This is a genomic window from Citrobacter sp. SX206 (genome assembly GCF_024181025.1).
Lineage (GTDB): Bacteria > Pseudomonadota > Gammaproteobacteria > Enterobacterales > Enterobacteriaceae > Citrobacter > Citrobacter youngae.
Window position 1 is genome coordinate 1,160,768 of the sequence record NZ_CP049738.1, and the last position, 24,827, is coordinate 1,185,594.

Genomic DNA, 24,827 nt, shown 5'->3' on the forward strand with positions numbered 1-24,827 from the left:
TTTCACATAATTCAGGTCATTCACCTTGAATAATTGAGGGATGACCTCATTTAATCTCCAGTAGCAATTTTGACCTGTTATGGGAGGAGTTATGCGTCTGGATCGTCTTACCAATAAATTCCAGCTTGCTCTTGCCGATGCCCAGTCACTCGCATTGGGGCACGACAATCAATTCATCGAACCACTTCATCTAATGAGCGCCTTGCTGAATCAGGAAGGGGGATCGGTTCGTCCTTTGTTAACGTCCGCTGGCATTAATGCTGGCCAGTTACGCACAGCGATTGACCAGGCGTTGAGCCGCTTGCCGCAGGTAGAAGGTACCGGTGGTGATGTGCAGCCTTCTCAGGATCTGGTGCGCGTACTGAATCTTTGCGACAAGCTGGCGCAAAAACGTGGGGACAACTTTATTTCGTCAGAACTGTTCGTTCTGGCGGCGCTTGAGTCACGCGGTACGCTGACCGATTTATTAAAATCAGCTGGAGCGACAACCGCCAATATCACTCAGGCAATTGAACAAATGCGTGGAGGTGAAAGCGTGAATGACCAGGGGGCTGAAGACCAACGTCAGGCCTTGAAAAAATATACCGTCGACCTGACCGAGCGCGCCGAACAAGGCAAACTCGATCCGGTTATTGGTCGTGATGAAGAAATTCGCCGCACTATTCAGGTGCTGCAACGTCGTACTAAAAATAACCCGGTTTTGATCGGTGAGCCAGGTGTTGGTAAAACCGCTATCGTCGAAGGGCTGGCACAGCGAATCATTAACGGTGAAGTACCTGAAGGGTTAAAAGGTCGTCGCGTGCTGGCGCTGGATATGGGCGCGCTGGTGGCCGGGGCGAAGTATCGCGGTGAATTTGAAGAACGTTTAAAAGGTGTGCTCAACGATCTCTCGAAACAGGAAGGCAACGTCATTCTGTTCATCGATGAGTTGCATACAATGGTCGGTGCAGGTAAAGCCGATGGCGCGATGGACGCCGGCAACATGTTGAAACCAGCGCTGGCGCGCGGGGAGCTGCACTGCGTAGGGGCCACCACGCTTGATGAATACCGCCAGTACATCGAAAAAGATGCGGCGCTGGAACGTCGTTTCCAGAAAGTGTTTGTGGCTGAGCCATCAGTAGAAGACACCATCGCCATTTTGCGTGGACTGAAAGAACGTTACGAGCTGCACCACCATGTACAGATTACTGATCCGGCAATTGTTGCGGCAGCTACGCTGTCTCACCGCTATATTGCCGATCGTCAGTTGCCGGATAAAGCTATCGACCTCATTGACGAAGCGGCATCCAGCATTCGTATGCAGATTGACTCCAAGCCGGAGGAACTCGACAGACTCGACCGTCGTATCATCCAGCTCAAGCTGGAACAGCAGGCGTTAATGAAAGAGTCTGATGAGGCGAGCAAAAAACGTCTTGATATGCTTAATGAAGAGCTGGACGACAAAGAGCGCCAGTACTCTGAGTTAGAAGAAGAGTGGAAAGCTGAAAAAGCGTCCCTCTCCGGCACGCAAACCATCAAGGCAGAGCTGGAACAGGCAAAAATCGCTATCGAACAGGCGCGTCGTGTCGGCGACCTGGCGCGCATGTCCGAGCTGCAGTACGGCAAAATTCCGGAACTGGAAAAACAGCTGGAAGCAGCCACCCAGTCTGAAGGCAAAACCATGCGTCTGCTGCGTAATAAAGTGACGGATGCAGAAATTGCAGAAGTGTTGGCGCGCTGGACCGGGATCCCGGTGGCTCGTATGTTGGAAGGCGAGCGGGAAAAATTATTGCGGATGGAACAGGATCTGCACAGCCGCGTGATTGGCCAGAACGAAGCGGTAGAAGCGGTATCTAATGCCATCCGCCGTAGCCGTGCGGGTTTGTCCGATCCGAATCGTCCGATTGGTTCATTCCTGTTCCTTGGCCCAACCGGTGTCGGTAAAACCGAACTGTGTAAGGCGCTGGCTAATTTTATGTTCGACAGCGACGACGCGATGGTGCGTATCGATATGTCCGAGTTTATGGAGAAACATTCTGTCTCTCGTCTGGTCGGGGCGCCTCCGGGATATGTCGGTTATGAAGAAGGTGGGTATCTGACGGAAGCGGTACGCCGTCGTCCTTACTCTGTCATTCTGCTGGATGAAGTGGAAAAAGCGCATCCGGATGTATTTAACATTCTGTTGCAGGTGCTTGACGATGGTCGTTTGACTGACGGGCAGGGGAGAACGGTCGATTTCCGTAATACGGTTGTCATCATGACCTCGAACCTTGGCTCTGATCTGATTCAGGAACGCTTCGGTGAGCTGGATTATGGTCACATGAAGGATATGGTGCTGGGCGTCGTGAGCCAGAACTTCCGCCCGGAATTCATCAACCGTATAGATGAGGTTGTTGTATTCCATCCATTGGGTGAGAAACACATTGCTTCTATTGCTCAGATCCAACTGCAGCGTCTGTATAAACGTCTGGAAGAGCGTGGCTATGAAATTCACATCTCTGACGAGGCGCTTAAACTGCTGAGCGCGAATGGTTACGATCCGGTATATGGTGCACGTCCATTGAAACGTGCTATCCAGCAGCAGATCGAAAACCCGCTGGCGCAGCAAATCCTGTCTGGTGAGCTGATTCCAGGCAAAACGATTCGTCTGGAAGTGAATGACGATCGCATTGTGGCAGTGCAGTAAGTCACAAAACCTCAATAAACGGGCCCTGCGGGGCTCGTTTTTGTTTAATAACCAGGCAAGAATAGAGCTGTTGATTAAAAAGTAATCGCTTGATAAGTTTTTTGTATTTTTAACTTGTCAGTCTGAAATAACTCCCTATAATGCGCCTCCACTGACACGGAACAACGGCACGCAAGCCGCCGGGTCAGCGGGGTTCCACTGAGAACTCCGGCGAAGAAGGCGAAATTAAATGCTTGACTTCGTAGCGGGATGGCGTAATATGCACACCCCGCGCCGCTGAGAAAAAGCGAAGCGGCACTGCTCTTTAACAATTTATCAGACAATCTGTGTGGGCACTCGAAGATACGGATTCTTAACGTCGCAAGACGAAAAATGAATACCAAGTCTCTGAGTGAACATACGTAATTCATTACGAAGTTTAATTCACGAGCATCAAACTTAAATTGAAGAGTTTGATCATGGCTCAGATTGAACGCTGGCGGCAGGCCTAACACATGCAAGTCGAACGGTAGCACAGAGGAGCTTGCTCCTTGGGTGACGAGTGGCGGACGGGTGAGTAATGTCTGGGAAACTGCCCGATGGAGGGGGATAACTACTGGAAACGGTAGCTAATACCGCATAACGTCGCAAGACCAAAGAGGGGGACCTTCGGGCCTCTTGCCATCGGATGTGCCCAGATGGGATTAGCTAGTAGGTGGGGTAACGGCTCACCTAGGCGACGATCCCTAGCTGGTCTGAGAGGATGACCAGCCACACTGGAACTGAGACACGGTCCAGACTCCTACGGGAGGCAGCAGTGGGGAATATTGCACAATGGGCGCAAGCCTGATGCAGCCATGCCGCGTGTATGAAGAAGGCCTTCGGGTTGTAAAGTACTTTCAGCGAGGAGGAAGGCGTTGTGGTTAATAACCGCAGCGATTGACGTTACTCGCAGAAGAAGCACCGGCTAACTCCGTGCCAGCAGCCGCGGTAATACGGAGGGTGCAAGCGTTAATCGGAATTACTGGGCGTAAAGCGCACGCAGGCGGTCTGTCAAGTCGGATGTGAAATCCCCGGGCTCAACCTGGGAACTGCATCCGAAACTGGCAGGCTAGAGTCTTGTAGAGGGGGGTAGAATTCCAGGTGTAGCGGTGAAATGCGTAGAGATCTGGAGGAATACCGGTGGCGAAGGCGGCCCCCTGGACAAAGACTGACGCTCAGGTGCGAAAGCGTGGGGAGCAAACAGGATTAGATACCCTGGTAGTCCACGCCGTAAACGATGTCGACTTGGAGGTTGTGCCCTTGAGGCGTGGCTTCCGGAGCTAACGCGTTAAGTCGACCGCCTGGGGAGTACGGCCGCAAGGTTAAAACTCAAATGAATTGACGGGGGCCCGCACAAGCGGTGGAGCATGTGGTTTAATTCGATGCAACGCGAAGAACCTTACCTACTCTTGACATCCAGAGAACTTGGCAGAGATGCTTTGGTGCCTTCGGGAACTCTGAGACAGGTGCTGCATGGCTGTCGTCAGCTCGTGTTGTGAAATGTTGGGTTAAGTCCCGCAACGAGCGCAACCCTTATCCTTTGTTGCCAGCGATTCGGTCGGGAACTCAAAGGAGACTGCCAGTGATAAACTGGAGGAAGGTGGGGATGACGTCAAGTCATCATGGCCCTTACGAGTAGGGCTACACACGTGCTACAATGGCGCATACAAAGAGAAGCGACCTCGCGAGAGCAAGCGGACCTCATAAAGTGCGTCGTAGTCCGGATTGGAGTCTGCAACTCGACTCCATGAAGTCGGAATCGCTAGTAATCGTGGATCAGAATGCCACGGTGAATACGTTCCCGGGCCTTGTACACACCGCCCGTCACACCATGGGAGTGGGTTGCAAAAGAAGTAGGTAGCTTAACCTTCGGGAGGGCGCTTACCACTTTGTGATTCATGACTGGGGTGAAGTCGTAACAAGGTAACCGTAGGGGAACCTGCGGTTGGATCACCTCCTTACCTTAAAGAAACGTTCTTTGTAGTGCTCACACAGATTGTCTGATGAAAAGTAAATAGCAAGGCGTCTTGCGATTGAGACTGACACGTCCCCTTCGTCTAGAGGCCCAGGACACCGCCCTTTCACGGCGGTAACAGGGGTTCGAATCCCCTAGGGGACGCCACTTGCTGGTTTGTGTGAGTGAAAGTCGCCGGCCCTAATATCTCAAAACTTACCTTCGGGTGACGTTTGAGATATTTGCTCTTTAAAAATCTGGATCAAGCTGAAAATTGAAACGACACACTGTTTCATTTCTCCGTAATAAGAAATGAAAAATGGTGTGTTCGAGTCTCTCAAATTTTCGCAACACGGTGGTGTTTTACGAAACATCTTCGGGTTGTGAGGTTAAGCGACTAAGCGTACACGGTGGATGCCCTGGCAGTCAGAGGCGATGAAGGACGTGCTAATCTGCGATAAGCGTCGGTAAGGTGATATGAACCGTTATAACCGGCGATTTCCGAATGGGGAAACCCAGTGTGTTTCGACACACTATCATTACGTGAATACATAGCGTAATGAAGCGAACCGGGGGAACTGAAACATCTAAGTACCCCGAGGAAAAGAAATCAACCGAGATTCCCCCAGTAGCGGCGAGCGAACGGGGAGCAGCCCAGAGTCTGAATCAGCTTGTGTGTTAGTGGAACGGTCTGGAAAGTCCGACGGTACAGGGTGATAGTCCCGTACACCAAAATGCACAGGTTGTGAACTCGAAGAGTAGGGCGGGACACGTGGTATCCTGTCTGAATATGGGGGGACCATCCTCCAAGGCTAAATACTCCTGACTGACCGATAGTGAACCAGTACCGTGAGGGAAAGGCGAAAAGAACCCCGGCGAGGGGAGTGAAAAAGAACCTGAAACCGTGTACGTACAAGCAGTGGGAGCCTCTTTATGGGGTGACTGCGTACCTTTTGTATAATGGGTCAGCGACTTATATTCTGTAGCAAGGTTAACCGAATAGGGGAGCCGAAGGGAAACCGAGTCTTAACTGGGCGTTAAGTTGCAGGGTATAGACCCGAAACCCGGTGATCTAGCCATGGGCAGGTTGAAGGTTGGGTAACACTAACTGGAGGACCGAACCGACTAATGTTGAAAAATTAGCGGATGACTTGTGGCTGGGGGTGAAAGGCCAATCAAACCGGGAGATAGCTGGTTCTCCCCGAAAGCTATTTAGGTAGCGCCTCGTGAACTCATCTTCGGGGGTAGAGCACTGTTTCGGCTAGGGGGTCATCCCGACTTACCAACCCGATGCAAACTGCGAATACCGAAGAATGTTATCACGGGAGACACACGGCGGGTGCTAACGTCCGTCGTGAAGAGGGAAACAACCCAGACCGCCAGCTAAGGTCCCAAAGTCACAGTTAAGTGGGAAACGATGTGGGAAGGCACAGACAGCCAGGATGTTGGCTTAGAAGCAGCCATCATTTAAAGAAAGCGTAATAGCTCACTGGTCGAGTCGGCCTGCGCGGAAGATGTAACGGGGCTAAACTGTGCACCGAAGCTGCGGCAGCGACACTATGTGTTGTTGGGTAGGGGAGCGTTCTGTAAGCCGTTGAAGGTGTGTTGTGAGGCATGCTGGAGGTATCAGAAGTGCGAATGCTGACATAAGTAACGATAATGCGGGTGAAAAACCCGCACGCCGGAAGACCAAGGGTTCCTGTCCAACGTTAATCGGGGCAGGGTGAGTCGACCCCTAAGGCGAGGCCGAAAGGCGTAGTCGATGGGAAACAGGTTAATATTCCTGTACTTGGTGTTACTGCGAAGGGGGGACGGAGAAGGCTATGTTAGCCGGGCGACGGTTGTCCCGGTTTAAGCATGTAGGCGGAGGTTCCAGGTAAATCCGGTACCTTATTAACGCTGAGGTGTGATGACGAGGCACTACGGTGCTGAAGTAACAAATGCCCTGCTTCCAGGAAAAGCCTCTAAGCATCAGGTAACACGAAATCGTACCCCAAACCGACACAGGTGGTCAGGTAGAGAATACCAAGGCGCTTGAGAGAACTCGGGTGAAGGAACTAGGCAAAATGGTGCCGTAACTTCGGGAGAAGGCACGCTGATATGTAGGTGAAGTGATTTACTCATGGAGCTGAAATCAGTCGAAGATACCAGCTGGCTGCAACTGTTTATTAAAAACACAGCACTGTGCAAACACGAAAGTGGACGTATACGGTGTGACGCCTGCCCGGTGCCGGAAGGTTAATTGATGGGGTTATCCGTAAGGAGAAGCTCTTGATCGAAGCCCCGGTAAACGGCGGCCGTAACTATAACGGTCCTAAGGTAGCGAAATTCCTTGTCGGGTAAGTTCCGACCTGCACGAATGGCGTAATGATGGCCAGGCTGTCTCCACCCGAGACTCAGTGAAATTGAACTCGCTGTGAAGATGCAGTGTACCCGCGGCAAGACGGAAAGACCCCGTGAACCTTTACTATAGCTTGACACTGAACACTGGTCCTTGATGTGTAGGATAGGTGGGAGGCTTTGAAGTGTGGACGCCAGTCTGCATGGAGCCGACCTTGAAATACCACCCTTTAATGGCTGGTGTTCTAACGTGGACCCGTTATCCGGGTTGCGGACAGTGTCTGGTGGGTAGTTTGACTGGGGCGGTCTCCTCCTAAAGAGTAACGGAGGAGCACGAAGGTTAGCTAATCCTGGTCGGACATCAGGAGGTTAGTGCAAAGGCATAAGCTAGCTTGACTGCGAGAGTGACGGCTCGAGCAGGTGCGAAAGCAGGTCTTAGTGATCCGGTGGTTCTGAATGGAAGGGCCATCGCTCAACGGATAAAAGGTACTCCGGGGATAACAGGCTGATACCGCCCAAGAGTTCATATCGACGGCGGTGTTTGGCACCTCGATGTCGGCTCATCACATCCTGGGGCTGAAGTAGGTCCCAAGGGTATGGCTGTTCGCCATTTAAAGTGGTACGCGAGCTGGGTTTAGAACGTCGTGAGACAGTTCGGTCCCTATCTGCCGTGGGCGCTGGAGAATTGAGGGGGGCTGCTCCTAGTACGAGAGGACCGGAGTGGACGCATCACTGGTGTTCGGGTTGTCATGCCAATGGCATTGCCCGGTAGCTAAATGCGGAAGAGATAAGTGCTGAAAGCATCTAAGCACGAAACTTGCCCCGAGATGAGTTCTCCCTGAGACTTTAAGTCTCCTGAAGGAACGTTGAAGACGACGACGTTGATAGGTCGGGTGTGTAAGTGTAGCGATACATTGAGCTAACCGATACTAATGAACCGTGAGGCTTAACCTTACAACGCCGAAGATGTTTTGGCGAAGAGACAGACATCAGATTCAGCTTGATACAGATGACATCAGAACGCATAAAGCGGTCTGATAAACAGAATTTGCCTGGCGGCTGTAGCGCGGTGGTCCCACCTGACCCCATGCCGAACTCAGAAGTGAAACGCCGTAGCGCCGATGGTAGTGTGGGGTCTCCCCATGCGAGAGTAGGGAACTGCCAGGCATCAAATAAAAGCAAAAGGCCCGGTCGAAAGACCGGGCCTTTTGTTTTATCTGTGGTCTGTCGGTGAGCGCTCTCCTGAGCAGGACAAATCCGCCGGGAGCGGATTTGAACGTTGCGCAGCAACGGCCCGGAGGGTGGCGGGCAGGACGCCCGCCATAAACTGCCAGGCATCAATTAAAGTGAAGAAGCCCATCCTGACGGATGGGCTTTTTTGCGTCTGTGCGGGGTGCACATTGCCGGATTAAGCGCAGCGCATCAGGCAATTCTGACCGCCAACCTGGTTCTCTTCCTTCGAACATTTCTTAATCCTTTTCCTGCTAATTAAAATCGTGATCTATCTCTCATAATAAATTATAACAATTATATAACATTTAATTTACTAAAACAGACATGAAACGTCATTGATAGATTCATAAGATCCTGGCAGGGGTACAATTCTAATGGCTGATAGCAGTGTAACTGAGAACGGGGCGCTGGCAGATGGCGACACCCGTCGTCGTATATGGGCAATTGTTGGTGCATCGTCAGGGAATCTGGTTGAATGGTTTGATTTCTATATTTACTCTTTCTGCTCTCTCTACTTTGCTCATATCTTTTTTCCATCTGGAAACACCACCACGCAACTCTTACAAACTGCCGGCGTTTTTGCTGCAGGCTTTCTGATGCGGCCAATCGGGGGATGGCTTTTTGGTCGTATTGCGGATAAACACGGGCGTAAAAAGTCTATGCTGCTGTCCGTTTGTATGATGTGCATGGGATCGTTGGTGATCGCTTGTCTTCCGGGATATGAAACCATCGGCACCTGGGCTCCCGCGCTATTACTGCTGGCCAGATTATTCCAGGGGTTATCTGTTGGTGGGGAATACGGAACCAGCGCTACCTATATGAGTGAAGTAGCCGTTGAAGGTAAGAAAGGTTTTTATGCCTCATTCCAGTATGTGACGTTAATCGGCGGGCAGTTACTGGCATTGCTGGTTGTGGTCATATTACAGCAAACGTTAGAAGACTCGGCGCTAAGAGCGTGGGGCTGGCGTATTCCGTTTGCGCTGGGTGCTGTGTTAGCTATTGTGGCATTGTGGTTGCGTCGTCAACTGGATGAAACATCAAAACAGGATGTCCGTGCGTTGAAAGAAGCGGGTTCTCTGAAAGGGCTGTGGCGTAACCGCAGAGCCTTTCTTATGGTACTGGGATTCACCGCTGCTGGCTCGCTGTGTTTTTATACGTTTACGACCTACATGCAGAAATATCTGGTTAATACGGCTGGTATGCATGCCAACGTGGCCAGCGGCATTATGACAGCTGCATTGTGCGTGTTTATGCTGGTGCAACCGCTGTTCGGTGCGTTGTCAGATAAAATAGGCCGACGGACTTCAATGCTGTGTTTTGGCGCGTTAGCCGCGATTTTTACTGTTCCCATTTTGACCGCGTTGCAAAGCGTGACGTCTCCTTACATGGCGTTTGCTCTGGTGATGTGTGCCTTGTTGATCGTGAGTTTCTATACGTCAATTAGCGGTATTCTGAAGGCCGAAATGTTCCCGGCGCAGGTGCGTGCTCTGGGGGTTGGGTTATCTTATGCGGTGGCTAATGCTTTGTTTGGTGGTTCAGCCGAATATGTTGCGTTATCCCTGAAGTCTGTCGGCATGGAGACATCATTCTTCTGGTATGTCACCGTGATGGCGGTGGTCGCATTCCTGGTTTCGCTGATGTTACACAGTAAGGGAAAAGGTTTACGCCTCTAATGGTGTGCCAGTTGCCAAACGGTATAGCCGGTTGATGCGCCCGCCACATCCCAGGCAAAGTCTTTCCAGCTCCAGCCGCTCCCAGCGGGGCGGCTATCCCACAGCTCTTTTGATGCACCCAGGCTGACTGAGAACATCAAACCGATAGCTGCGCTACGATCGCGATTGTTTCCCTGATGCTGTGCATACTCGTTCCCCGCTGCGGCAAGCATGGCCGAGGCGATAAAGTGTTGAGCTTTGTCTTGCCCACTCCAGCTGTCGTTAGCCATGTGGCTACAACCGGAAAGAAGCAAAACACTGGCAATAATACACAGACGCATCGTTGCCTCCATAGGAAAAACCCCGTCGCTGGACGGGGTCTTGATTACAGAATACGGCTGATTAATCTGTCGATTCGAATACGGCGTAATCGACGGATGAGCTTACGTACTTTGACTGGATAGTCGGCAATGCTCTGCAGGTCGCGATAGTGTTTCACGACGGTGGTGTGCGTGCGGATAAGCTCCAGCTCTTTATCACGCTGAGGAGTCAGTTCCTGCTGGGGATCATGGATAAGAATGGCGTTTTCCAAATCCAGCCGCCAGGCGCGGGGGTTAAGATTATTGCCGGTAAGCAGCATCCATTTATCATCAACCCACATGCCTTTCAGATGATAGGTGTTGTCATCATCTTTCCATAAGCGCACGACCAACTGGTCGGTATTCACGTAATACTGCAGTCTGCTCAGGAAACGGCGCAGATTTATTTCATACAGATAAGGCAGCGCACCGATGATCTTGAATGGCTCATCTTCCGGAATGAAGAAGTCGTTGGCGGTTTTATCACCGACAATGATTTCGACCTTTTTCCCTTCACGCAGTAGTTGAATGATATTGCGCACCAGGATGGCTGGTAGGTTGAAATAAGGCGTACAAATGGTGAGTTTGTGCTCCGCGCAGGGCATGAGGTGGAAAATAGTCTTATTTAACAGACTGGATTTTCCGAGCCCAACCAGCGGCGTGACCGAAAGCTGTTCGTTATCCGCATCACCCTGAAAATGGAAGGATGCATCGCGCAATTCCTGACGGTACAGGCGGATATCATTTTTAATTTCCGGGCTTTTAGGACGATGGATATCATCGAGACGATTAACGCCGCGCCCATTCATCAGGTTCTGCGTAACCCAATCGTACATGATATCGGCCATCTTCGCGTTGCGAATCAGCTGATAGCGGTCATAGCGGTATTTATCATGTTGGTGTAAGTAAACATCGTTCAGACTGGCCCCGCTATACAGGACGCTATCATCAATGATAAAGCCTTTAAAATGCAGAACACCAAGCGCTTCACGGGTGTTAATTGGCACGCCGTAGACAGGGATATCGATACCAGGATTTTCTTGCGCCATGCGGCAATACCAGTCAGCGTTGGTATTGGATGCCGCAACACCAATGCGTCCACGCTGGGCTCGATGCCAGTCGACAAGCACCCGGATATCCAGTTCAGGACGCTGCCGCTTTGCCGCATAGAGCGCGTCGAGTATGCCTTTACCGCCGTCATCCTGTTCCAGGTACAGCGCAATAATGCAGATCCGTCGCGTCGCGCTGGCTATTTTCTCCAGCAGAGTCTCCCTGAAATTTGCGGGAGCATAAAAGAAATCTACATCATCAACTGACTGAGAAATCTTAGGTAGTTGGGCAAGGTGTTGTTGATGTTTATTACGCTTAAATTTTGACAACATCACAGTGCATTTCTTCTCTGTTCATTGAAGGGTCCTCTGTGCTTTGCAGACGACATAAGCGGGCAATGATACCACCAGTACCCATGAATGTGGTCAACATTTCCAGTACCTTACTCACGATTCCTCATATTGGGCCAGATTCAGCGTTAGCCCAACAATTCCCTCTTCGAGCTGGACATCGACATCAAACCCGAGTTTTCGGGCCAGGGCGACCATCCCCCGATTGTTTGGCATCGTAATACCATTTAAACGTCTAAGTCCGTGATCTCGGGTGTATGCAATCAACTTTTCCATCAACCGACGACCTAAGCCCAGCCCTTTGAGGTCAGAACGAACCAGCACGGCAAACTCGGCGTCAACGTTATCAGGATCCGAGATTGCCCTCGTTACGCCGAGGATCTCTTGCTGATTATCTTTACAGCGTACCGCCACAAAGGCCATTTCCCGATCGTAGTCGATCTGCGTCATATTGGCTAAATCTTCGTGGGTAAATTCGTTGATCTCACTGAAATAGCGATAATAAAGATCTTCTTTCGTTACCTGAGATATGAACTGCTGCAGATGAGGTTCGTCCTCCGGTAAAATGGGACGGAACAGGCAGCGATCGCCGTTTTTCAACTCCACCCATTCTTCAAGCTGATGGGGGTAGGGACGCACAGCCAGTCGGCTTTCGTTATCCCCCGTGAAAGGGGCAATGTCCAGCGTGACATCCAGTGCGGTAAATTCACCGGCGGAGGCCAGCAGCGGATGAATATCCAGCCGCTGAATTTCCGGGCAATCGACGATCAGGTTGGAGACCTGCACCAGAAGCTGACTTAACCCGGCGATATCCAGCGGGCGTAGTGCGCTGCGAGCGCGGATCTTTTTATTTTTGATCCCCTGAATAACCAGATAACGCGCCAGATTCATGTTCAATGGCGGCAGGGCCACCACGGCTTGCTCGTCTGGTCGCCACTCAACCCCGCCTTCGCCCAGCATAATCAACGGGCCAAATACCGGGTCGTGTTCAACGACGACGCGCAGTTCCTGAGCGCCAGCGCGATTCGCCATACTTTGTACTAATAAACCGTGAATGCGCGCCTGCGGCCAGGCCATTTTTACCCGATCAAAAATCGCATTGGCTGCCTGCTGCACCTCTGTTGCCGTACGCAGATAGAGCATTACCCCCTGAACTTCCGATTTATGCGGGATATCAGGAGAACGCAGCTTTAGCGCCACCGGGTAGCCGATTTGCTCCGCGATGTGTACGGCTTCCGCACTGTCGCTGGCGATCCATGTCGGCAGCGTGTGTAAGCCATAGGCGTGTAAAATAGGCTGCACTTCATGGGTATCCAGCGACGTTGCGCCTTCTGCAATCGCCTGCTGTAACAGATTATGCGCTTCGGCGGTGTTGGTGGTCAGATTGTCGGGCAGCGCAGGCGTTTCCCGTAGTTGCTTCTGGTTACGCCGGTATTCCACCATATGCATAAACGCCGTGATGGTGCCTTCTGGCGTGCGGTAGGTTGGTAATCCAGCTTCGCTAAACAGTCTGCGGGCTTCCTGTGAGGAAAACTCTCCGCACCAGTTGGTCAGCAACGAGACGAACTTGCCGCGCGGATGACGCTTTACCGCTTCGATCAACGCTTGCGCGCTTTCGGTTCCGGGGGCGGCTGCGCTGGGTGAGTGAATCACCATTAGCGCGTCGAAATCCTGGCTGGCGAGCAAAATATCCAGTGTCTTAACATAGTGCTCGCTGCTGGCGTCGTCCCGCAGATCCAGCGGGTTGGCGATATCAACGTGTCCAGGAAGCGCATCGCGTAATTTCTGGCAGGTATCTTCACTCAATGTCGCCAGCTTGCCATTTTTTGACCACAGTTCATCTAATGCCAGTGCGGCAGGCGCGGCTCCATTGCTGATGATCATCAGCCTGTCGCCACGCAGCGGGCGCATGTGGCTCAGGGTTTCCACCGCTGAGAACAGCTCGTGAGTGTCTTGTACGCGTAATAAACCGGCGCGCTGAATAGCCGCATCCCACGCGGGGTCCATCCCGGCACTGGTATGCAGCAGGCGCTGAGCCGCCGGACTGCGACCGCTCTTGATCACCAGAATGGGTTTATTGCGCGATGCGCTACGGGCGGCGGAGACAAAGCGGCGGGCATCGCTTAAATGTTCGAGATACAGCAAGATTGCGCTGGTTTTGCTGTCGCGGGCCAGGTAATCAAGCAACTCATCAACGTCGATATCCAGGCTGTCACCCAGCGCGATAAACCAGGAAAAACCCATGTCGCGCTGCTGCGCCCAGTCCAGAATGGTGTTGGAAATCGCAGCCGACTGGGAAATAAATGCCAGCTTGCCGCGCTTGATGGGGACGGGGGAAAAGCTGGCGTTAAGCCCCTGCCAGGGCGCGAGAAGTCCCAGGCTGTTGGGCCCCAGCAGACGTATGTTGTAGCGTGATGCACAGGCCAGCAGCTCCGCGTGTTGCGCCGTGGGAGCCGAGAGAATAATGCAGGTTTTGCAGCCTTTCTCGCCAAGTGCTTCGAGCAACGTCAGGTTGCGGCTGGCATTGGTGCACAACACGGCGAGATCGGGGCTAAAAGGCAGGCTGCTGATATTGGGCCACGCCAGTACGCCCAACACGGCTTTCCAGGCGGGGGTCACTGGTAAAACGGGGCCGTTGAACCCTCCTGCCAGCAGGTTACGCATCATCAGGTATCCTGCTCGATTGGGCTTCATTGACGCCCCAATCACGGCAATGGATTTCGGTCGCAGTAGCGCTTCCAGACCACGTTGACTCATATCGGCTTCCTTAATGACTCCAGTGACCGAATGATTTTAAACGCTTTCTGTTGAGTCTGCTGTGACGCTTCCCTGATGTTGAGTTTTTCCTGCCAGGTAGCGTGTTTTAAAGCGCGTGAAGTGCTCACCTAATCCTTCGGCTGCCTGCGTATCACCTGCCAGATCCAGTAAAGCAATTGCCACTTCGGCAGTGCAATATTGCCCCTCGGCATGGACTTCGCGCAGATGGTAAGCGGAGAGGCGTGATAAATCGACGGAGATCACCGGCAGGTTATCAAGGTACGGGCTTTTGCGGAACATTTTGCGTGCTTCTGGCCAGGTGCCATCAAGCATAATGAATAGCGGTGGTTTACCGGCTGGTGGTGTGAAAATGACCTCACGCCCCTCGTCGGCATAAGATGCCGGGAATACGACCATCGGCTGATAATCCGGATTTTTCACCAGTTCAAGCAGCGCCTGCGGTGGCTCGGTGCGTGACCACTGAAAAGCCGTTGTTTCGGGCAGGATATCGGCAATTAAACGCCCGGTATTGCTGGGCTTCATCGGTTCGGTATCAAACATCACCAGGCAAAAACGGCTTTTCGCCTGAGCTGGCGTCAGCGTTTCACACAGGCACAGTTTCAGCGGCAGCAGGCAGCGCTGACAGCGACGGATGCGATTACCTCGGGCAAGAAAAGGGCGCGTGGCGCGCGCAAGACGCTCGGCACGTAACTGGAGAACGGCGTTATTGGTCATCGGGAAGCACGTTGAAAAATGCTATTGTCTCAGAGGACAAAACGGGGCACAAGATGTGCCCCGCAGAGTTTATAATGATTCGTTAAGCCAGCTATCAAACGGAGCCTTAGGTACGGCACCATTAAGCATGTCGACGATTTCACCTTTTCTGAAGATCATGATGGTCGGGATGCTGCGGATACCGAAGCGGGCGCTGAGCTCACGTTCGGCTTCCGTATTCACTTTAACAAAACGTACTTTACCGCTACGTTCTTCCGCGACATCTTCAAAAATCGGGGCGAAGTTACGACATGGACCACACCAGGGGGCCCAAAAATCAACCACCACAGGGAGATCGTCTTTTAACAGTTTATCCAGTGTTTCACCGGTCGCATTGATCACCTCCCCATCAAACAGGTCGTGACCACAGCGTCCGCATTTAGCCGCTTCCTGGACACGATCGTCGGGGATGCGGTTGATAGCCTGGCAGCTGGTACAAACGGTATTCATAACTAACCTCTGGATGAGTGGAGTGGACTTCATGGCAGTAACGCCAGTATGTTTCTATTATGTTACATATTATCGGGGAGTCTGTTCTAAACAACAATGCGTTTTATTCAATGAGTACAATAGTCCTTAGCTTTTAAATGAAATAATGGCTAACGACGTGCACATCGGGTAATCTGCGCGCTTCGCGCAGAGCAGGTGGAGAAAAACATGAGCGACGAACTGAAGAACAAAAACGGCAAGGTCAAAGTGATGTACGTCCGCAGTGACGATGACTCGGATAAACGCACCCAAAATCCACGTACTGGTAAAGGCGGCGGTCGCCCCGGTACTTCCCGAGCCGAAGGCGGTCGTCGCCCTGCCCGTGATGACAGAAAGGGTCCGAACAGCGAACGAGGCCGTGAACGTGGTCGTGACCGCGATGTTGAACGCGATCGTAAACGTGAGGATTCGCCATGGCGTACCGTGTCCCGCGCCCCGAGTGATGACGCAGCGGAAAAAGCCGATCACGGCGGTATCAGCGGCAAAAGCTTTATCGATCCGGAAGTATTACGTCGCCAGCGCGCGGAAGAAACTCGCGTTTACGGTGAGAATGCCTGTCAGGCTCTGTTCCAGAGTCGTCCGGACGCTATCGTCCGCGCCTGGTTTGTTCAGAGCGTCACCCCGCGCTTTAAAGAAGCATTACGCTGGATGGCGGCAAACCGCAAAGCCTACCACGTGGTTGACGAAGCCGAACTGGCGAAGGCCTCCGGCACTGAACACCACGGTGGTGTCTGTTTCCTGATTAAAAAACGTAACGGTACCACCGTTAAGCAGTGGGTTGGTCAGGCGGGCGCGCAGGATTGCGTACTGGCGCTGGAAGATATCGCCAACCCGCATAACCTGGGCGGTATGATGCGTAGCTGCGCACACTTCGGTGTGAAAGGCGTGGTGGTGCAGGATGCGGCGCTGCTGGAATCGGGTGCGGCTATCCGTACCGCTGAAGGGGGGGCTGAGCACGTTCAGCCGATTACCGGTGACAGTATTGTCGACGTGCTGGACGATTTCCGTAACGCGGGTTACACGATAGTGATGACCTCAAGCGTGAAAGGTAAACCGCTGTTTACGACCACGCTGCCGGAAAAAATGGTGCTGGTATTAGGGCGTGAGCGTGAAGCTCTGCCGGAAGCGGCATGCTCAGCCGACGATTTGTGCGTGGCGATTGACGGTACCGGCAACGTAGAAACGCTTAACGTTTCTGTTGCGACCGGCGTGCTACTCGCGGAGTGGTGGCGTCAGAACAAAGCCTGATAATAAAAATGCCAGCGAATCGCTGGCATTTTTTTACTCGCTTTCTGCGGGTAATACCGGCATCCAGTCAATCGGTTTTTCACCTCGTTGTTCCAGCCATTCATTAGCCAGTACAAAGTGATTGCAGCCAAAGAAACCGCGATGTGCAGAGAGCGGTGATGGGTGTGGCGCTTTCAACACATGGTGACGCTGCGCATCAATAATCGCGCCTTTCTTCTGAGCATGTGAACCCCAGAGCAGGAAAACCACACCTTCCCGATGTTGGTTAATCAGGCTGATGACTTTATCAGTAAACGTTTCCCATCCCAGACTGGCATGCGAATGCGCCTGACCCGCCCGAACGGTGAGAACGGTGTTGAGTAACAATACGCCCTGGCGTGCCCAGCTTTCCAGGTATCCATGTGTCGGACGGGTAAATCCCGGGATGGTGGCTTCCAGCTCTTTATACATGTTCAGTAGTGACGGCGGAGTGGCGATGCCAGGGCGTACAGAGAAGGCGAGACCGTGTGCCTGGCCTGGGCCGTGGTAGGGATCTTGTCCCAGAATGACAACTTTAACGTCGCCAAGCTCAGTAAAGCGAAACGCGTTAAACACATCTTTTTGCGGTGGATAGATTGTCATACCCGACTGACGCTCGCCGGCAACGGTATGCAGCGTGTTAACAAAGTAAGGCTGCTGTTTCTCTTCAGCCAGCACATCGTGCCAGGTTAATTCGGTGGCCATCTCGCTCTCCTGCGATTTTTTCAATCCCCATAGCTTAACTGCTTCTTTCAACGGCGCAAAATTCTGCACGTTTCTCAAAGCGCTACCTATTAAAGATAGTTGAAAATTTATGTAAAAAGTTTACCCGTGCATATGGTGTAAGTTGATGTAAAACAATAAAATCCACCTATCACCACTTTTCATGTGTGGTTTTTGTTGATTTAAATCAAAGATTCAAGGGTGTGTGAGGGGTATATATACATTCAAGCAACAATGGTTTTACCAATTGGCCGGATGAGGCCAACCGAAATCAAATAATTTTGCCGGGGAGGCATCAACATGATTACAGGTATCCAGATTACTAAAGCTGCAAACGACGACCTGCTGAACTCTTTCTGGCTGCTGGACAGCGAAAAAGGCGAAGCACGCTGCATCGTTGCCAAAGCAGGTTTCAATGCTGATGACGTCGTTGCCGTCAGCAAACTGGGCGAAATCGAATACCGTGAAGTACCGGTAGATGTACAGCCGGAAGTTCGTGTAGAAGGTGGTCAGCACCTGAACGTTAACGTTCTGCGTCGTGAAACACTGGAAGATGCAGTTAAGCACCCGGAAAAATATCCGCAGCTGACCATCCGTGTTTCTGGTTATGCAGTGCGTTTCAACTCTCTGACCCCAGAGCAGCAGCGCGACGTTATTGCTCGTACCTTTACTGAGAGCCTGTAAGGCTCGCCGGGAATAACCCCGCTCAGCAGAGAATCTACAAGCGGAAGACGCCAGTGCGTCTTCCGCTTTTTTGTATCCGTTAGTAAAAAATCCTCACCGCACAATACACCAACAGTAATGCCAGAATGATATTCAACTGCCGACCGTAACGGCGAAAAACGCGCTGAAAAAGATGGCCCGCCAGCGCCCAGCAGGCATTTCCGAAGGTGCCGATGAGCGCCAGCAGAATACTCACTCCAATCAGCCAGTGCGCGTCCTGTGTATACGGCAATACAAATGTGGATAACGCGGTAATGCCGTACAAAATGATTTTGACGTTCACAAACTGCAAACCAAAACTCGCCCAAAAGCTAATCGGTTCCGCCTGCAGGCTATCGTTTGAGGCTGGGCCGGTGGCGATTTTCAGCGCCAGCCATAAAATGTAGGCTGCCCCTGCCCAACTCAGCCAATGAATAATAGCCGGATCCATGACCGCCAGCGAAAACGAGATCCCGGCGCACAGCAGCATGACGATTAAAAAGCCCAGACTCATTCCGGCCAGAACACGCGTGCTTTGACGTAAGCCATGTGATGTCGCCGCACTCAGCGCGAGGATATTATTCGGGCCGGGTGTTAGCGCAGTAATCAGTGTATAGGTCCAGAATGCACTTAAAAGCATGGGGGTCACTTGTTATCTCCTCTGTTTTGGTAGACAGTACCCGAGACAAAACATTTAAAAAAATGAATGTTTTTGCATTCTGAATTCGATATTTTCGATGGGTTGGTGCGAATGGATTTACGTCGGTTTATTACGTTAAAAACAGTGGTGGAAGAGGGCTCATTCCTTCGGGCTTCACAAAAGCTTTGCTGTACGCAATCAACCGTAACGTTTCATATTCAACAGCTTGAACAAGAACTCTCAGTACAGCTATTCGAAAAAATTGGCCGGCGGATGTGTCTCACCAGTGAGGGCAAACGGCTGATGCCGCATATACATGACCTGACGCGTGTGATGGCATCGATCCGACAGTCAGCACATCAGGATGCGCAGCCGAGCGGCGATCTCCGCGTCGCAACCGGAGAAACGTTACTGGCCTATAAAATGCCGCAGGTTTTACAGCGCTTTAAACAACGCGCTCCCAATGTTCGGTTGTCCCTACAGTCGCTCAATTGTTATGTCATTCGTGATGCCCTGCTGGACGATGAGGTTGATCTGGGGGTGTTTTATCGGGTTGGGAATGATGAGGCGCTTGAGATGCTGTCACTGGGTGAACAGTCACTGGCGCTGGTCGCCTCTCCGGCTCTTCAGGATGTTGATTTCACTCAGCATAATCAGCATATTCCCTGCAGTTTTATCATTAATGAACCGCAATGTATTTTTAGACAGCGTTTTGAAAGTCTGCTGCGTAAGCGGCAGATAACGCTGGAAAATACTATTGAGCTATGGAGTATCGAAAGCATCAAGCAGTGTGTCTCTGCGAATCTTGGTGTCAGTTTTTTACCGCGGTTTACCGTTGAGAAGGAATTACACTCAGGAGAATTAATCGAGTTGCCGTTCAGTGAAAAGCCTGAATTGATTACCGCATTGTGCGCACATCATGCCGGAAAAGTCGTTAGCCCGGCGATACGGGTGTTTATTGAATGTATTGAAGAGAGTTTTGCATCATGTGAAAAAATGCCGGGCTAAACGGCCCGGCATTCGGTTTACTCTTTGTCGGACTGCTGGGTAGCAGCTCCGCTCGGCTTACGACGTTTGCCGATATTTTTAGCGTCGCGGTGACGTTTTTTCACCCGCGGCTTCTCTTTCTCTTTCGCTTTTTTCTCGGCGCGCTTCGCCAGCACTTTCTTGGATGGCTTACCGTTGGATTTCTCACTTGGCGCGCGCGTGGTTGGGCGCAGTTCGTCGATGACGCGTGCTTTCAGCGGCTCGTCAATATAGCGGCTCGCTTTGCCGAGAAGCAGATGGTCGTGCGCTTCAACCAAAGAGATCGCAGTACCTTTACGACCTGCGCGACCGGTACGGCCAATGCGGTGCAGATAGGCATCGCCACTGCGCGGCATGTCGAAGTTAAACACATGGCTGACGTCAGGAATATCGATCCCGCGAGCGGCAACGTCGGTGGCTACCAGCACGTTCACGCGGCCATCGGTCAGGCGTTTGATCGCTTCATTGCGTTTGTTCTGCACCATCTCGCCTTCGAGATAGCAGTTGTTAATGCCCGCCTGGCGCAGCCAACCTGCCAGCTCGTGCACACGCTCGCGTTTACGTACGAAGACAATCGAGCGGGTCGCTTCCGGCTGTTTTAACAGGTGGATCAGCATGGCAGTTTTGTGCTCGATGTCATCGGCACGGTAGTAAAACTGATGGATCTTCTTGCGTTCGCGGGTGGACGGATCCGCTGAGACTTCGACCGGATCTTCCAACAGACGCTCGGCAAAATCTTTAATCGCATCGCCTTCCAGCGTGGCGGAGAACAGCATGGTTTGCTTACGCCAGCGGGTTTCACCGGCGATATGTTCGATGTCCTGGGCAAAGCCCATGTCCAGCATACGATCTGCTTCATCGAGAATTAGCGTTTCAACCGCATGGCAGTCGAAGTTTTCTTCTTTAATGTATTGCAGCAGACGACCCGTGGTGGCAACCACGATGTCCTGGTTTTCGCTAAAGACTTCCATGTGGTTCATGTAAGCCACGCCGCCGGTAATGGTCGCGATATCCAGGTGCGTATTCTTCGCCAGCTCACGGGCGTGTTCAGCAACCTGCATCGCCAGTTCGCGCGTTGGCGTCAGGATTAAAATGCGCGGCGGACCAGATTTCTTGCGTGGGAAGTCGAGCAGGTGCTGCAACGCTGGCAGCAAATATGCCGCCGTTTTACCGGTGCCTGTCGGCGCAGAACCGAGTACATCACGGCCATCGAGCGCAGGCGGAATGGCGGCAGCCTGAATGGCGGTCGGGCGAGTGAAACCTTTTTCCTGGAGGGCATCCAGAAGGCTTTCATCGAGTTCAAGTTCGGAAAAAGTCGTTACAGTCATGTTCTACCTCTGAGTGGGGCGCTGATTATAGACGTTACGGCTGCAATCTTCATCTGTTTGTATGGATATACCTTCTCAGGTATTGTTTTTATCCTATGTTATCGTTTTTTTTCCAGGAAGGTTGTTCTTCATGCCCCAGTCTACATCCGTACTGAAACGTAATGGATTTACTTTTAAGCAGTTTTTTGTGGCACACGATCGCTGTGCAATGAAAGTCGGAACGGACGGCATTTTATTGGGGGCCTGGGCCCCCGTTGCGGGTGTTAAACGAATCCTGGATATTGGTACCGGGAGCGGTCTGTTGGCGCTGATGCTGGCCCAGCGCACTGATGAAAACGTCATCATTGATGCTGTGGAACTCGACGTTGACGCCGCGCAGCAGGCGCAGGAGAACATCGCGCAATCTCCGTGGATGCATCGTGTGAACGTGCATACGGAAGATGCCCAGCAGTGGATACCGCGCCAGACCGTGCGTTTTGATTTGATAATCAGCAATCCTCCCTATTATGAACAGGGCGTGGAGTGCGCTACACCGCAGCGCGAGCAGGCTCGCTATACCACCTCGCTCGATCACCAGGCGTTGCTTACGCTGGCGGCGGACAGCATTACGGAAGACGGTTTTTTTTGTGTAGTGCTACCGGAGCAGATTGGTAACGCATTTACTCAGCAGGCGCTTAGCCTGGGCTGGCATCTGCGATTGCGCACGGATGTAGCAGAAACCGAGGCCCGTCTACCGCATCGGGTATTGCTGGCATTCTCCCCGCAGGCCGGGGAGTACTTTAGCGACAGGCTGGTGATCCGTGGGCCAGACCAGCGTTACTCTGAAGGTTATACGGCGCTGACCCAGGCGTTCTATCTGTTTATGTGATGACTGAGCGGCGAGAGAATTGACGGGCCCGCCTCTGGAAGCTGTTCTGGGTAATCCAGCGTGTAGTGCAGGCCCCGACTCTCTTTGCGCATCATCGCGCAGCGGACAATCAGCTCAGCAACCTGCACCAGATTGCGCAGTTCCAGCAAATTGTTCGACACACGGAAATGGGCGTAATACTCGTCGATTTCCTGTTGCAGCATGGTGATACGGCGCAGGGCGCGCTCCAGACGTTTAGTGGTGCGCACGATGCCGACGTAATCCCACATAAACAGCCGCAGCTCATGCCAGTTATGCTGAATGACAACCAACTCATCCGGGTTTTCTACCCGGCTTTCATCCCAACCCGGGAGCGAGTTAACGCCGCGGGCATAAGGCATTCTGCGGTCAATATCTTCCGCCGCAGACCAGCCATACACCAGACACTCCAGCAGCGAGTTCGACGCCATGCGGTTGGCGCCATGCAGGCCGGTATAACTCACTTCGCCGATCGCATACAGCCCGTCGACATCTGTACGACCAAAGTCATCAACCATCACGCCGCCGCAGGTATAGTGCGCGGCAGGAACGATAGGGACCGGCTCTTTGGTCAGATCGATGCCCAGTCCCAGCAATTTTTCGTAAATCATCGGGAAATGCTGGCGAACAAACTCTTCGGGCTTATGGCTGATGTCGAGGAACATACAGTCAGCACCGAGGCGCTTCATTTCGTGGTCGATGGCACGGGCGACAATATCACGTGGGGCCAGCTCGCCGCGCTTGTCAAAGTCGGGCATAAAGCGTGAGCCATCCGGGCGTTTCAGGTGTGCGCCTTCGCCGCGAAGCGCTTCAGTCAGCAGAAAATTGCGCGCCTGTGGATGATACAGCGCGGTTGGGTGAAATTGGTTAAATTCCAGATTGGCGACGCGGCATCCTGCGCGCCAGGCCATCGCAATACCGTCGCCCGAAGAAATATCCGGATTGGTGGTGTATTGATACACTTTAGAAGCGCCGCCAGTGGCCAACACTACCGACTTCGCATGGCAGGTCTCAACGGCTTCTTTATTACGATTCCAGATCCAGGCTCCGACAACCCGACGCGTCCCCGGTAGACCAACTTTATCTGAGATGATCAGGTCCACGGCGTTACTGCGCTCCAGTACCCGAATATTCGGATGACTTTGCGCCTGGCTGACCAATGTGGTTTCGACCTCTTTACCAGTGGCATCTGCCGCATGCAGGATTCGTCGATGGCTATGGCCGCCTTCTCGGGTCAGATGATAGCTCTCTTCGCCATTGGGTTGAACCTGAGTATCAAATAAGACGCCTTGATCAATTAGCCACTGGACACACGAGCGGGCGTTACTGGCTACAAACTCAACGGCATGACGATCGCAAAGACCGGCCCCTGCAATCAGCGTGTCTTCAACGTGGGAGTCAATGCTGTCGGTTTCATCGAAAACCGCGGCGATGCCACCCTGAGCATAAAATGTCGAGCCTTCACTAACTGGTCCTTTGCTCAGGACAATGACCTGATGTTTTTCAGCCAGGCGTAGCGCCAGTGAGAGTCCGGCAGCCCCGCTGCCAATGATCAGCACGTCACAGGATAATTCGGGAGTCGTATTCATGATTTTTGTTTAATTTACTAAACAGTGTTCGCTCACCATAGCACCATACTGCGCGATGCTGCACGTTTTATTTTCAACCGTGTTGCAATGGCTAAACACAGGGGAAGGGAATGTGGATGAGTGAAAGAGCAAAAATATTTTGTGAAGCAGGCCGTTAGCATCAGATTATGAGGTGAAATAAAGTGGCTGTTGGGTTACTCTGCTGGCGGTGAAATGGGCATTTCTATACAGATAGTGCGTTGATCGGGTTATGTAGACTTATAATGAGAGATAAGACCTGTCTACAACATGACAAACAAAAACAAATGCGTAACGGAACTTTACGAAACTTGAGCACTCTAAGCTTTTGCTTGCTCATAGTGAAGCTTATGGAGTGGCGTTTCGAAAGCGCGTGGAAATTTGGTTTGGGGAGACTTTACCTCGGATGAGCGAGCAGTTAACGGACCAGGTCCTGGTTGAACGGGTCCAGAAGGGAGATCAGAAAGCCTTTAACTTACTGGTGGTTCGCTACCAGCATAAAGTGGCGAGTCTGGTTTCCCGCTATGTACCGTCGGGCGATGTTCCCGATGTTGTACAAGAAGCATTTATCAAGGCCTATCGTGCGCTGGACTCGTTCCGGGGAGATAGTGCTTTTTATACCTGGCTGTATCGTATTGCGGTCAATACAGCGAAGAATTACCTGGTCGCTCAGGGGCGTCGTCCACCTTCCAGTGATATAGATGCGATAGAAGCAGAAAATTACGAAAGTGGCGGTGCGCTGAAAGAAATTTCGAACCCTGAGAACTTAATGTTGTCAGAAGAACTGAGACAGATAGTTTTCCGAACTATTGAGTCCCTCCCGGAAGATTTACGCATGGCAATAACCTTGCGGGAGCTGGATGGCCTGAGCTATGAAGAGATAGCCGCTATCATGGATTGTCCGGTGGGTACGGTGCGTTCACGTATCTTCCGAGCGAGGGAAGCTATTGATAATAAAGTTCAACCGCTTATCAGGCGTTGACGATAGCGGGATACTGGAAAAGG

The 24,827-nt window shown here is 52.1% G+C and carries 17 protein-coding genes, 1 tRNA gene and 3 rRNA genes; 12 read left to right on the forward strand and 9 right to left on the reverse strand.

Annotated features, from left to right (window positions below; translation table 11 throughout):
• Nucleotides 1-91 precede the first annotated feature (91 nt).
• The 6 genes from clpB (at nt 92) to G8S19_RS05700 (ending at nt 9,886) form a co-directional block, all read left to right on the forward strand.
• Nucleotides 92-2,665, forward strand: coding sequence for an ATP-dependent chaperone ClpB (clpB, locus tag G8S19_RS05675; RefSeq protein ID WP_115601639.1), 2,574 nt, complete (start codon nt 92-94; stop codon nt 2,663-2,665).
• Between the two features lie 440 nt (nt 2,666-3,105).
• A 16S ribosomal RNA gene (locus G8S19_RS05680) occupies nt 3,106-4,647 on the forward strand.
• Nucleotides 4,648-4,732: 85 nt separating this feature from the next.
• A tRNA-Glu gene (locus G8S19_RS05685) sits at nt 4,733-4,808 on the forward strand.
• Between the two features lie 219 nt (nt 4,809-5,027).
• Nucleotides 5,028-7,934: ribosomal RNA gene (locus tag G8S19_RS05690) — 23S ribosomal RNA — on the forward strand.
• A gap of 97 nt (nt 7,935-8,031) precedes the next feature.
• Nucleotides 8,032-8,147 (forward strand): 5S ribosomal RNA (gene rrf / locus G8S19_RS05695).
• The 16S, 23S and 5S rRNA genes sit together here with 1 tRNA gene alongside, the layout of an rRNA operon.
• A gap of 440 nt (nt 8,148-8,587) precedes the next feature.
• Nucleotides 8,588-9,886, forward strand: a complete 1,299-nt coding sequence (locus G8S19_RS05700; protein ID WP_048210875.1) for an MFS transporter — start codon at nt 8,588-8,590, stop codon at nt 9,884-9,886.
• Here the strand turns inward: G8S19_RS05700 and G8S19_RS05705 are convergent.
• The 5 genes from G8S19_RS05705 to trxC form a co-directional block, all read right to left on the reverse strand.
• Nucleotides 9,883-10,206, reverse strand: a complete 324-nt coding sequence (locus tag G8S19_RS05705) for a YfiM family lipoprotein (RefSeq protein WP_124022168.1) — start codon at nt 10,204-10,206, stop codon at nt 9,883-9,885. The two genes, G8S19_RS05700 and G8S19_RS05705, sit on opposite strands and share 4 nt — an antisense overlap.
• Before the next feature lie 44 nt (nt 10,207-10,250).
• On the reverse strand, nt 10,251-11,606 hold the full coding sequence (pssA, locus tag G8S19_RS05710; protein ID WP_048210877.1) for a CDP-diacylglycerol--serine O-phosphatidyltransferase: 1,356 nt from the start codon (nt 11,604-11,606) through the stop codon (nt 10,251-10,253).
• Nucleotides 11,607-11,720: 114 nt separating this feature from the next.
• The gene (pat, locus tag G8S19_RS05720; protein ID WP_253686276.1) at nt 11,721-14,381 is read right to left on the reverse strand and encodes a protein lysine acetyltransferase; all 2,661 of its coding nucleotides are present in this window, start codon (nt 14,379-14,381) and stop codon (nt 11,721-11,723) included.
• Between the two features lie 36 nt (nt 14,382-14,417).
• The gene (tapT, locus tag G8S19_RS05725) at nt 14,418-15,116 is read right to left on the reverse strand and encodes a tRNA-uridine aminocarboxypropyltransferase (RefSeq protein ID WP_061068369.1); all 699 of its coding nucleotides are present in this window, start codon (nt 15,114-15,116) and stop codon (nt 14,418-14,420) included.
• 69 nt (nt 15,117-15,185) lie between these two features.
• Nucleotides 15,186-15,605 carry a thioredoxin TrxC gene (gene trxC / locus G8S19_RS05730; RefSeq protein WP_003037559.1) on the reverse strand — a complete coding sequence of 140 codons (420 nt, stop codon included), beginning with the start codon at nt 15,603-15,605 and terminating at the stop codon, nt 15,186-15,188.
• A gap of 207 nt (nt 15,606-15,812) precedes the next feature.
• Between trxC and G8S19_RS05735 the strand changes: the two genes are divergently transcribed.
• Nucleotides 15,813-16,892, forward strand: a complete 1,080-nt coding sequence (locus G8S19_RS05735; protein WP_048210880.1) for a tRNA/rRNA methyltransferase — start codon at nt 15,813-15,815, stop codon at nt 16,890-16,892.
• Nucleotides 16,893-16,925: 33 nt separating this feature from the next.
• Here the strand turns inward: G8S19_RS05735 and ung are convergent, their stop codons facing one another.
• Nucleotides 16,926-17,615, reverse strand: a complete 690-nt coding sequence (gene ung, locus G8S19_RS05740; RefSeq protein ID WP_003037561.1) for a uracil-DNA glycosylase — start codon at nt 17,613-17,615, stop codon at nt 16,926-16,928.
• Between the two features lie 318 nt (nt 17,616-17,933).
• Here ung and grcA point away from each other — a divergent pair, with 318 nt between their 5' ends.
• Nucleotides 17,934-18,317 (forward strand): autonomous glycyl radical cofactor GrcA, encoded by a 384-nt coding sequence (gene grcA, locus G8S19_RS05745; RefSeq protein ID WP_005121223.1) that lies wholly within the window; start codon nt 17,934-17,936, stop codon nt 18,315-18,317.
• Between the two features lie 79 nt (nt 18,318-18,396).
• Here grcA and eamB read toward each other — a convergent pair whose 3' ends face one another.
• Nucleotides 18,397-18,984 carry a cysteine/O-acetylserine transporter gene (eamB, locus tag G8S19_RS05750; protein ID WP_253686278.1) on the reverse strand — a complete coding sequence of 196 codons (588 nt, stop codon included), beginning with the start codon at nt 18,982-18,984 and terminating at the stop codon, nt 18,397-18,399.
• Nucleotides 18,985-19,086: 102 nt separating this feature from the next.
• Here eamB and G8S19_RS05755 point away from each other — a divergent pair, with 102 nt between their 5' ends.
• Nucleotides 19,087-19,983: a LysR family transcriptional regulator gene (locus tag G8S19_RS05755; RefSeq protein WP_253686280.1), complete on the forward strand. Its 897-nt coding sequence runs from the start codon at nt 19,087-19,089 to the stop codon at nt 19,981-19,983.
• Between the two features lie 17 nt (nt 19,984-20,000).
• Here the strand turns inward: G8S19_RS05755 and srmB are convergent, their stop codons facing one another.
• Entirely contained in the window at nt 20,001-21,329 is a 1,329-nt protein-coding gene (srmB, locus tag G8S19_RS05760; RefSeq protein WP_003835340.1) for an ATP-dependent RNA helicase SrmB, read from the reverse strand.
• Nucleotides 21,330-21,459: 130 nt separating this feature from the next.
• On the opposite strand from srmB, the gene trmN reads away from it, so the two are divergent.
• Complete coding sequence (gene trmN, locus G8S19_RS05765) at nt 21,460-22,197, forward strand: tRNA(1)(Val) (adenine(37)-N(6))-methyltransferase TrmN (RefSeq protein WP_192465357.1); 738 nt, start codon at nt 21,460-21,462, stop codon at nt 22,195-22,197.
• Here the strand turns inward: trmN and nadB are convergent.
• Nucleotides 22,182-23,804, reverse strand: coding sequence for an L-aspartate oxidase (nadB, locus tag G8S19_RS05770; protein ID WP_061068365.1), 1,623 nt, complete (start codon nt 23,802-23,804; stop codon nt 22,182-22,184). The genes trmN and nadB overlap by 16 nt on opposite strands.
• A gap of 263 nt (nt 23,805-24,067) precedes the next feature.
• On the opposite strand from nadB, the gene rseD reads away from it, so the two are divergent.
• Nucleotides 24,068-24,232 carry a rpoE leader peptide RseD gene (gene rseD, locus G8S19_RS05775; protein WP_124022090.1) on the forward strand — a complete coding sequence of 55 codons (165 nt, stop codon included), beginning with the start codon at nt 24,068-24,070 and terminating at the stop codon, nt 24,230-24,232.
• The gene (gene rpoE, locus G8S19_RS05780; protein WP_003037573.1) at nt 24,229-24,804 is read left to right on the forward strand and encodes an RNA polymerase sigma factor RpoE; all 576 of its coding nucleotides are present in this window, start codon (nt 24,229-24,231) and stop codon (nt 24,802-24,804) included. Before rseD ends, rpoE begins: the two co-directional genes overlap by 4 nt.
• The last annotated feature ends 23 nt before the right edge of the window (nt 24,805-24,827 follow it).

Bases quoted from the DNA above. Each gene is read 5' to 3' on its own strand.
- clpB (WP_115601639.1), top strand. From the start codon at position 92: ATGCGTCTGGATCGTCTTACCAATAAATTCCAGCTTGCTCTTGCCGAT.
- G8S19_RS05700 (WP_048210875.1), top strand. From the start codon at position 8,588: ATGGCTGATAGCAGTGTAACTGAGAACGGGGCGCTGGCAGATGGCGAC.
- G8S19_RS05705 (WP_124022168.1), bottom strand. From the start codon at position 10,206: ATGCGTCTGTGTATTATTGCCAGTGTTTTGCTTCTTTCCGGTTGTAGC.
- pssA (WP_048210877.1), bottom strand. From the start codon at position 11,606: ATGTTGTCAAAATTTAAGCGTAATAAACATCAACAACACCTTGCCCAA.
- pat (WP_253686276.1), bottom strand. From the start codon at position 14,381: ATGAGTCAACGTGGTCTGGAAGCGCTACTGCGACCGAAATCCATTGCC.
- tapT (WP_061068369.1), bottom strand. From the start codon at position 15,116: ATGACCAATAACGCCGTTCTCCAGTTACGTGCCGAGCGTCTTGCGCGC.
- trxC (WP_003037559.1), bottom strand. From the start codon at position 15,605: ATGAATACCGTTTGTACCAGCTGCCAGGCTATCAACCGCATCCCCGAC.
- G8S19_RS05735 (WP_048210880.1), top strand. From the start codon at position 15,813: ATGAGCGACGAACTGAAGAACAAAAACGGCAAGGTCAAAGTGATGTAC.
- ung (WP_003037561.1), bottom strand. From the start codon at position 17,615: ATGGCCACCGAATTAACCTGGCACGATGTGCTGGCTGAAGAGAAACAG.
- grcA (WP_005121223.1), top strand. From the start codon at position 17,934: ATGATTACAGGTATCCAGATTACTAAAGCTGCAAACGACGACCTGCTG.
- G8S19_RS05755 (WP_253686280.1), top strand. From the start codon at position 19,087: ATGGATTTACGTCGGTTTATTACGTTAAAAACAGTGGTGGAAGAGGGC.
- srmB (WP_003835340.1), bottom strand. From the start codon at position 21,329: ATGACTGTAACGACTTTTTCCGAACTTGAACTCGATGAAAGCCTTCTG.
- trmN (WP_192465357.1), top strand. From the start codon at position 21,460: ATGCCCCAGTCTACATCCGTACTGAAACGTAATGGATTTACTTTTAAG.
- nadB (WP_061068365.1), bottom strand. From the start codon at position 23,804: ATGAATACGACTCCCGAATTATCCTGTGACGTGCTGATCATTGGCAGC.
- rseD (WP_124022090.1), top strand. From the start codon at position 24,068: ATGAGAGATAAGACCTGTCTACAACATGACAAACAAAAACAAATGCGT.
- rpoE (WP_003037573.1), top strand. From the start codon at position 24,229: ATGAGCGAGCAGTTAACGGACCAGGTCCTGGTTGAACGGGTCCAGAAG.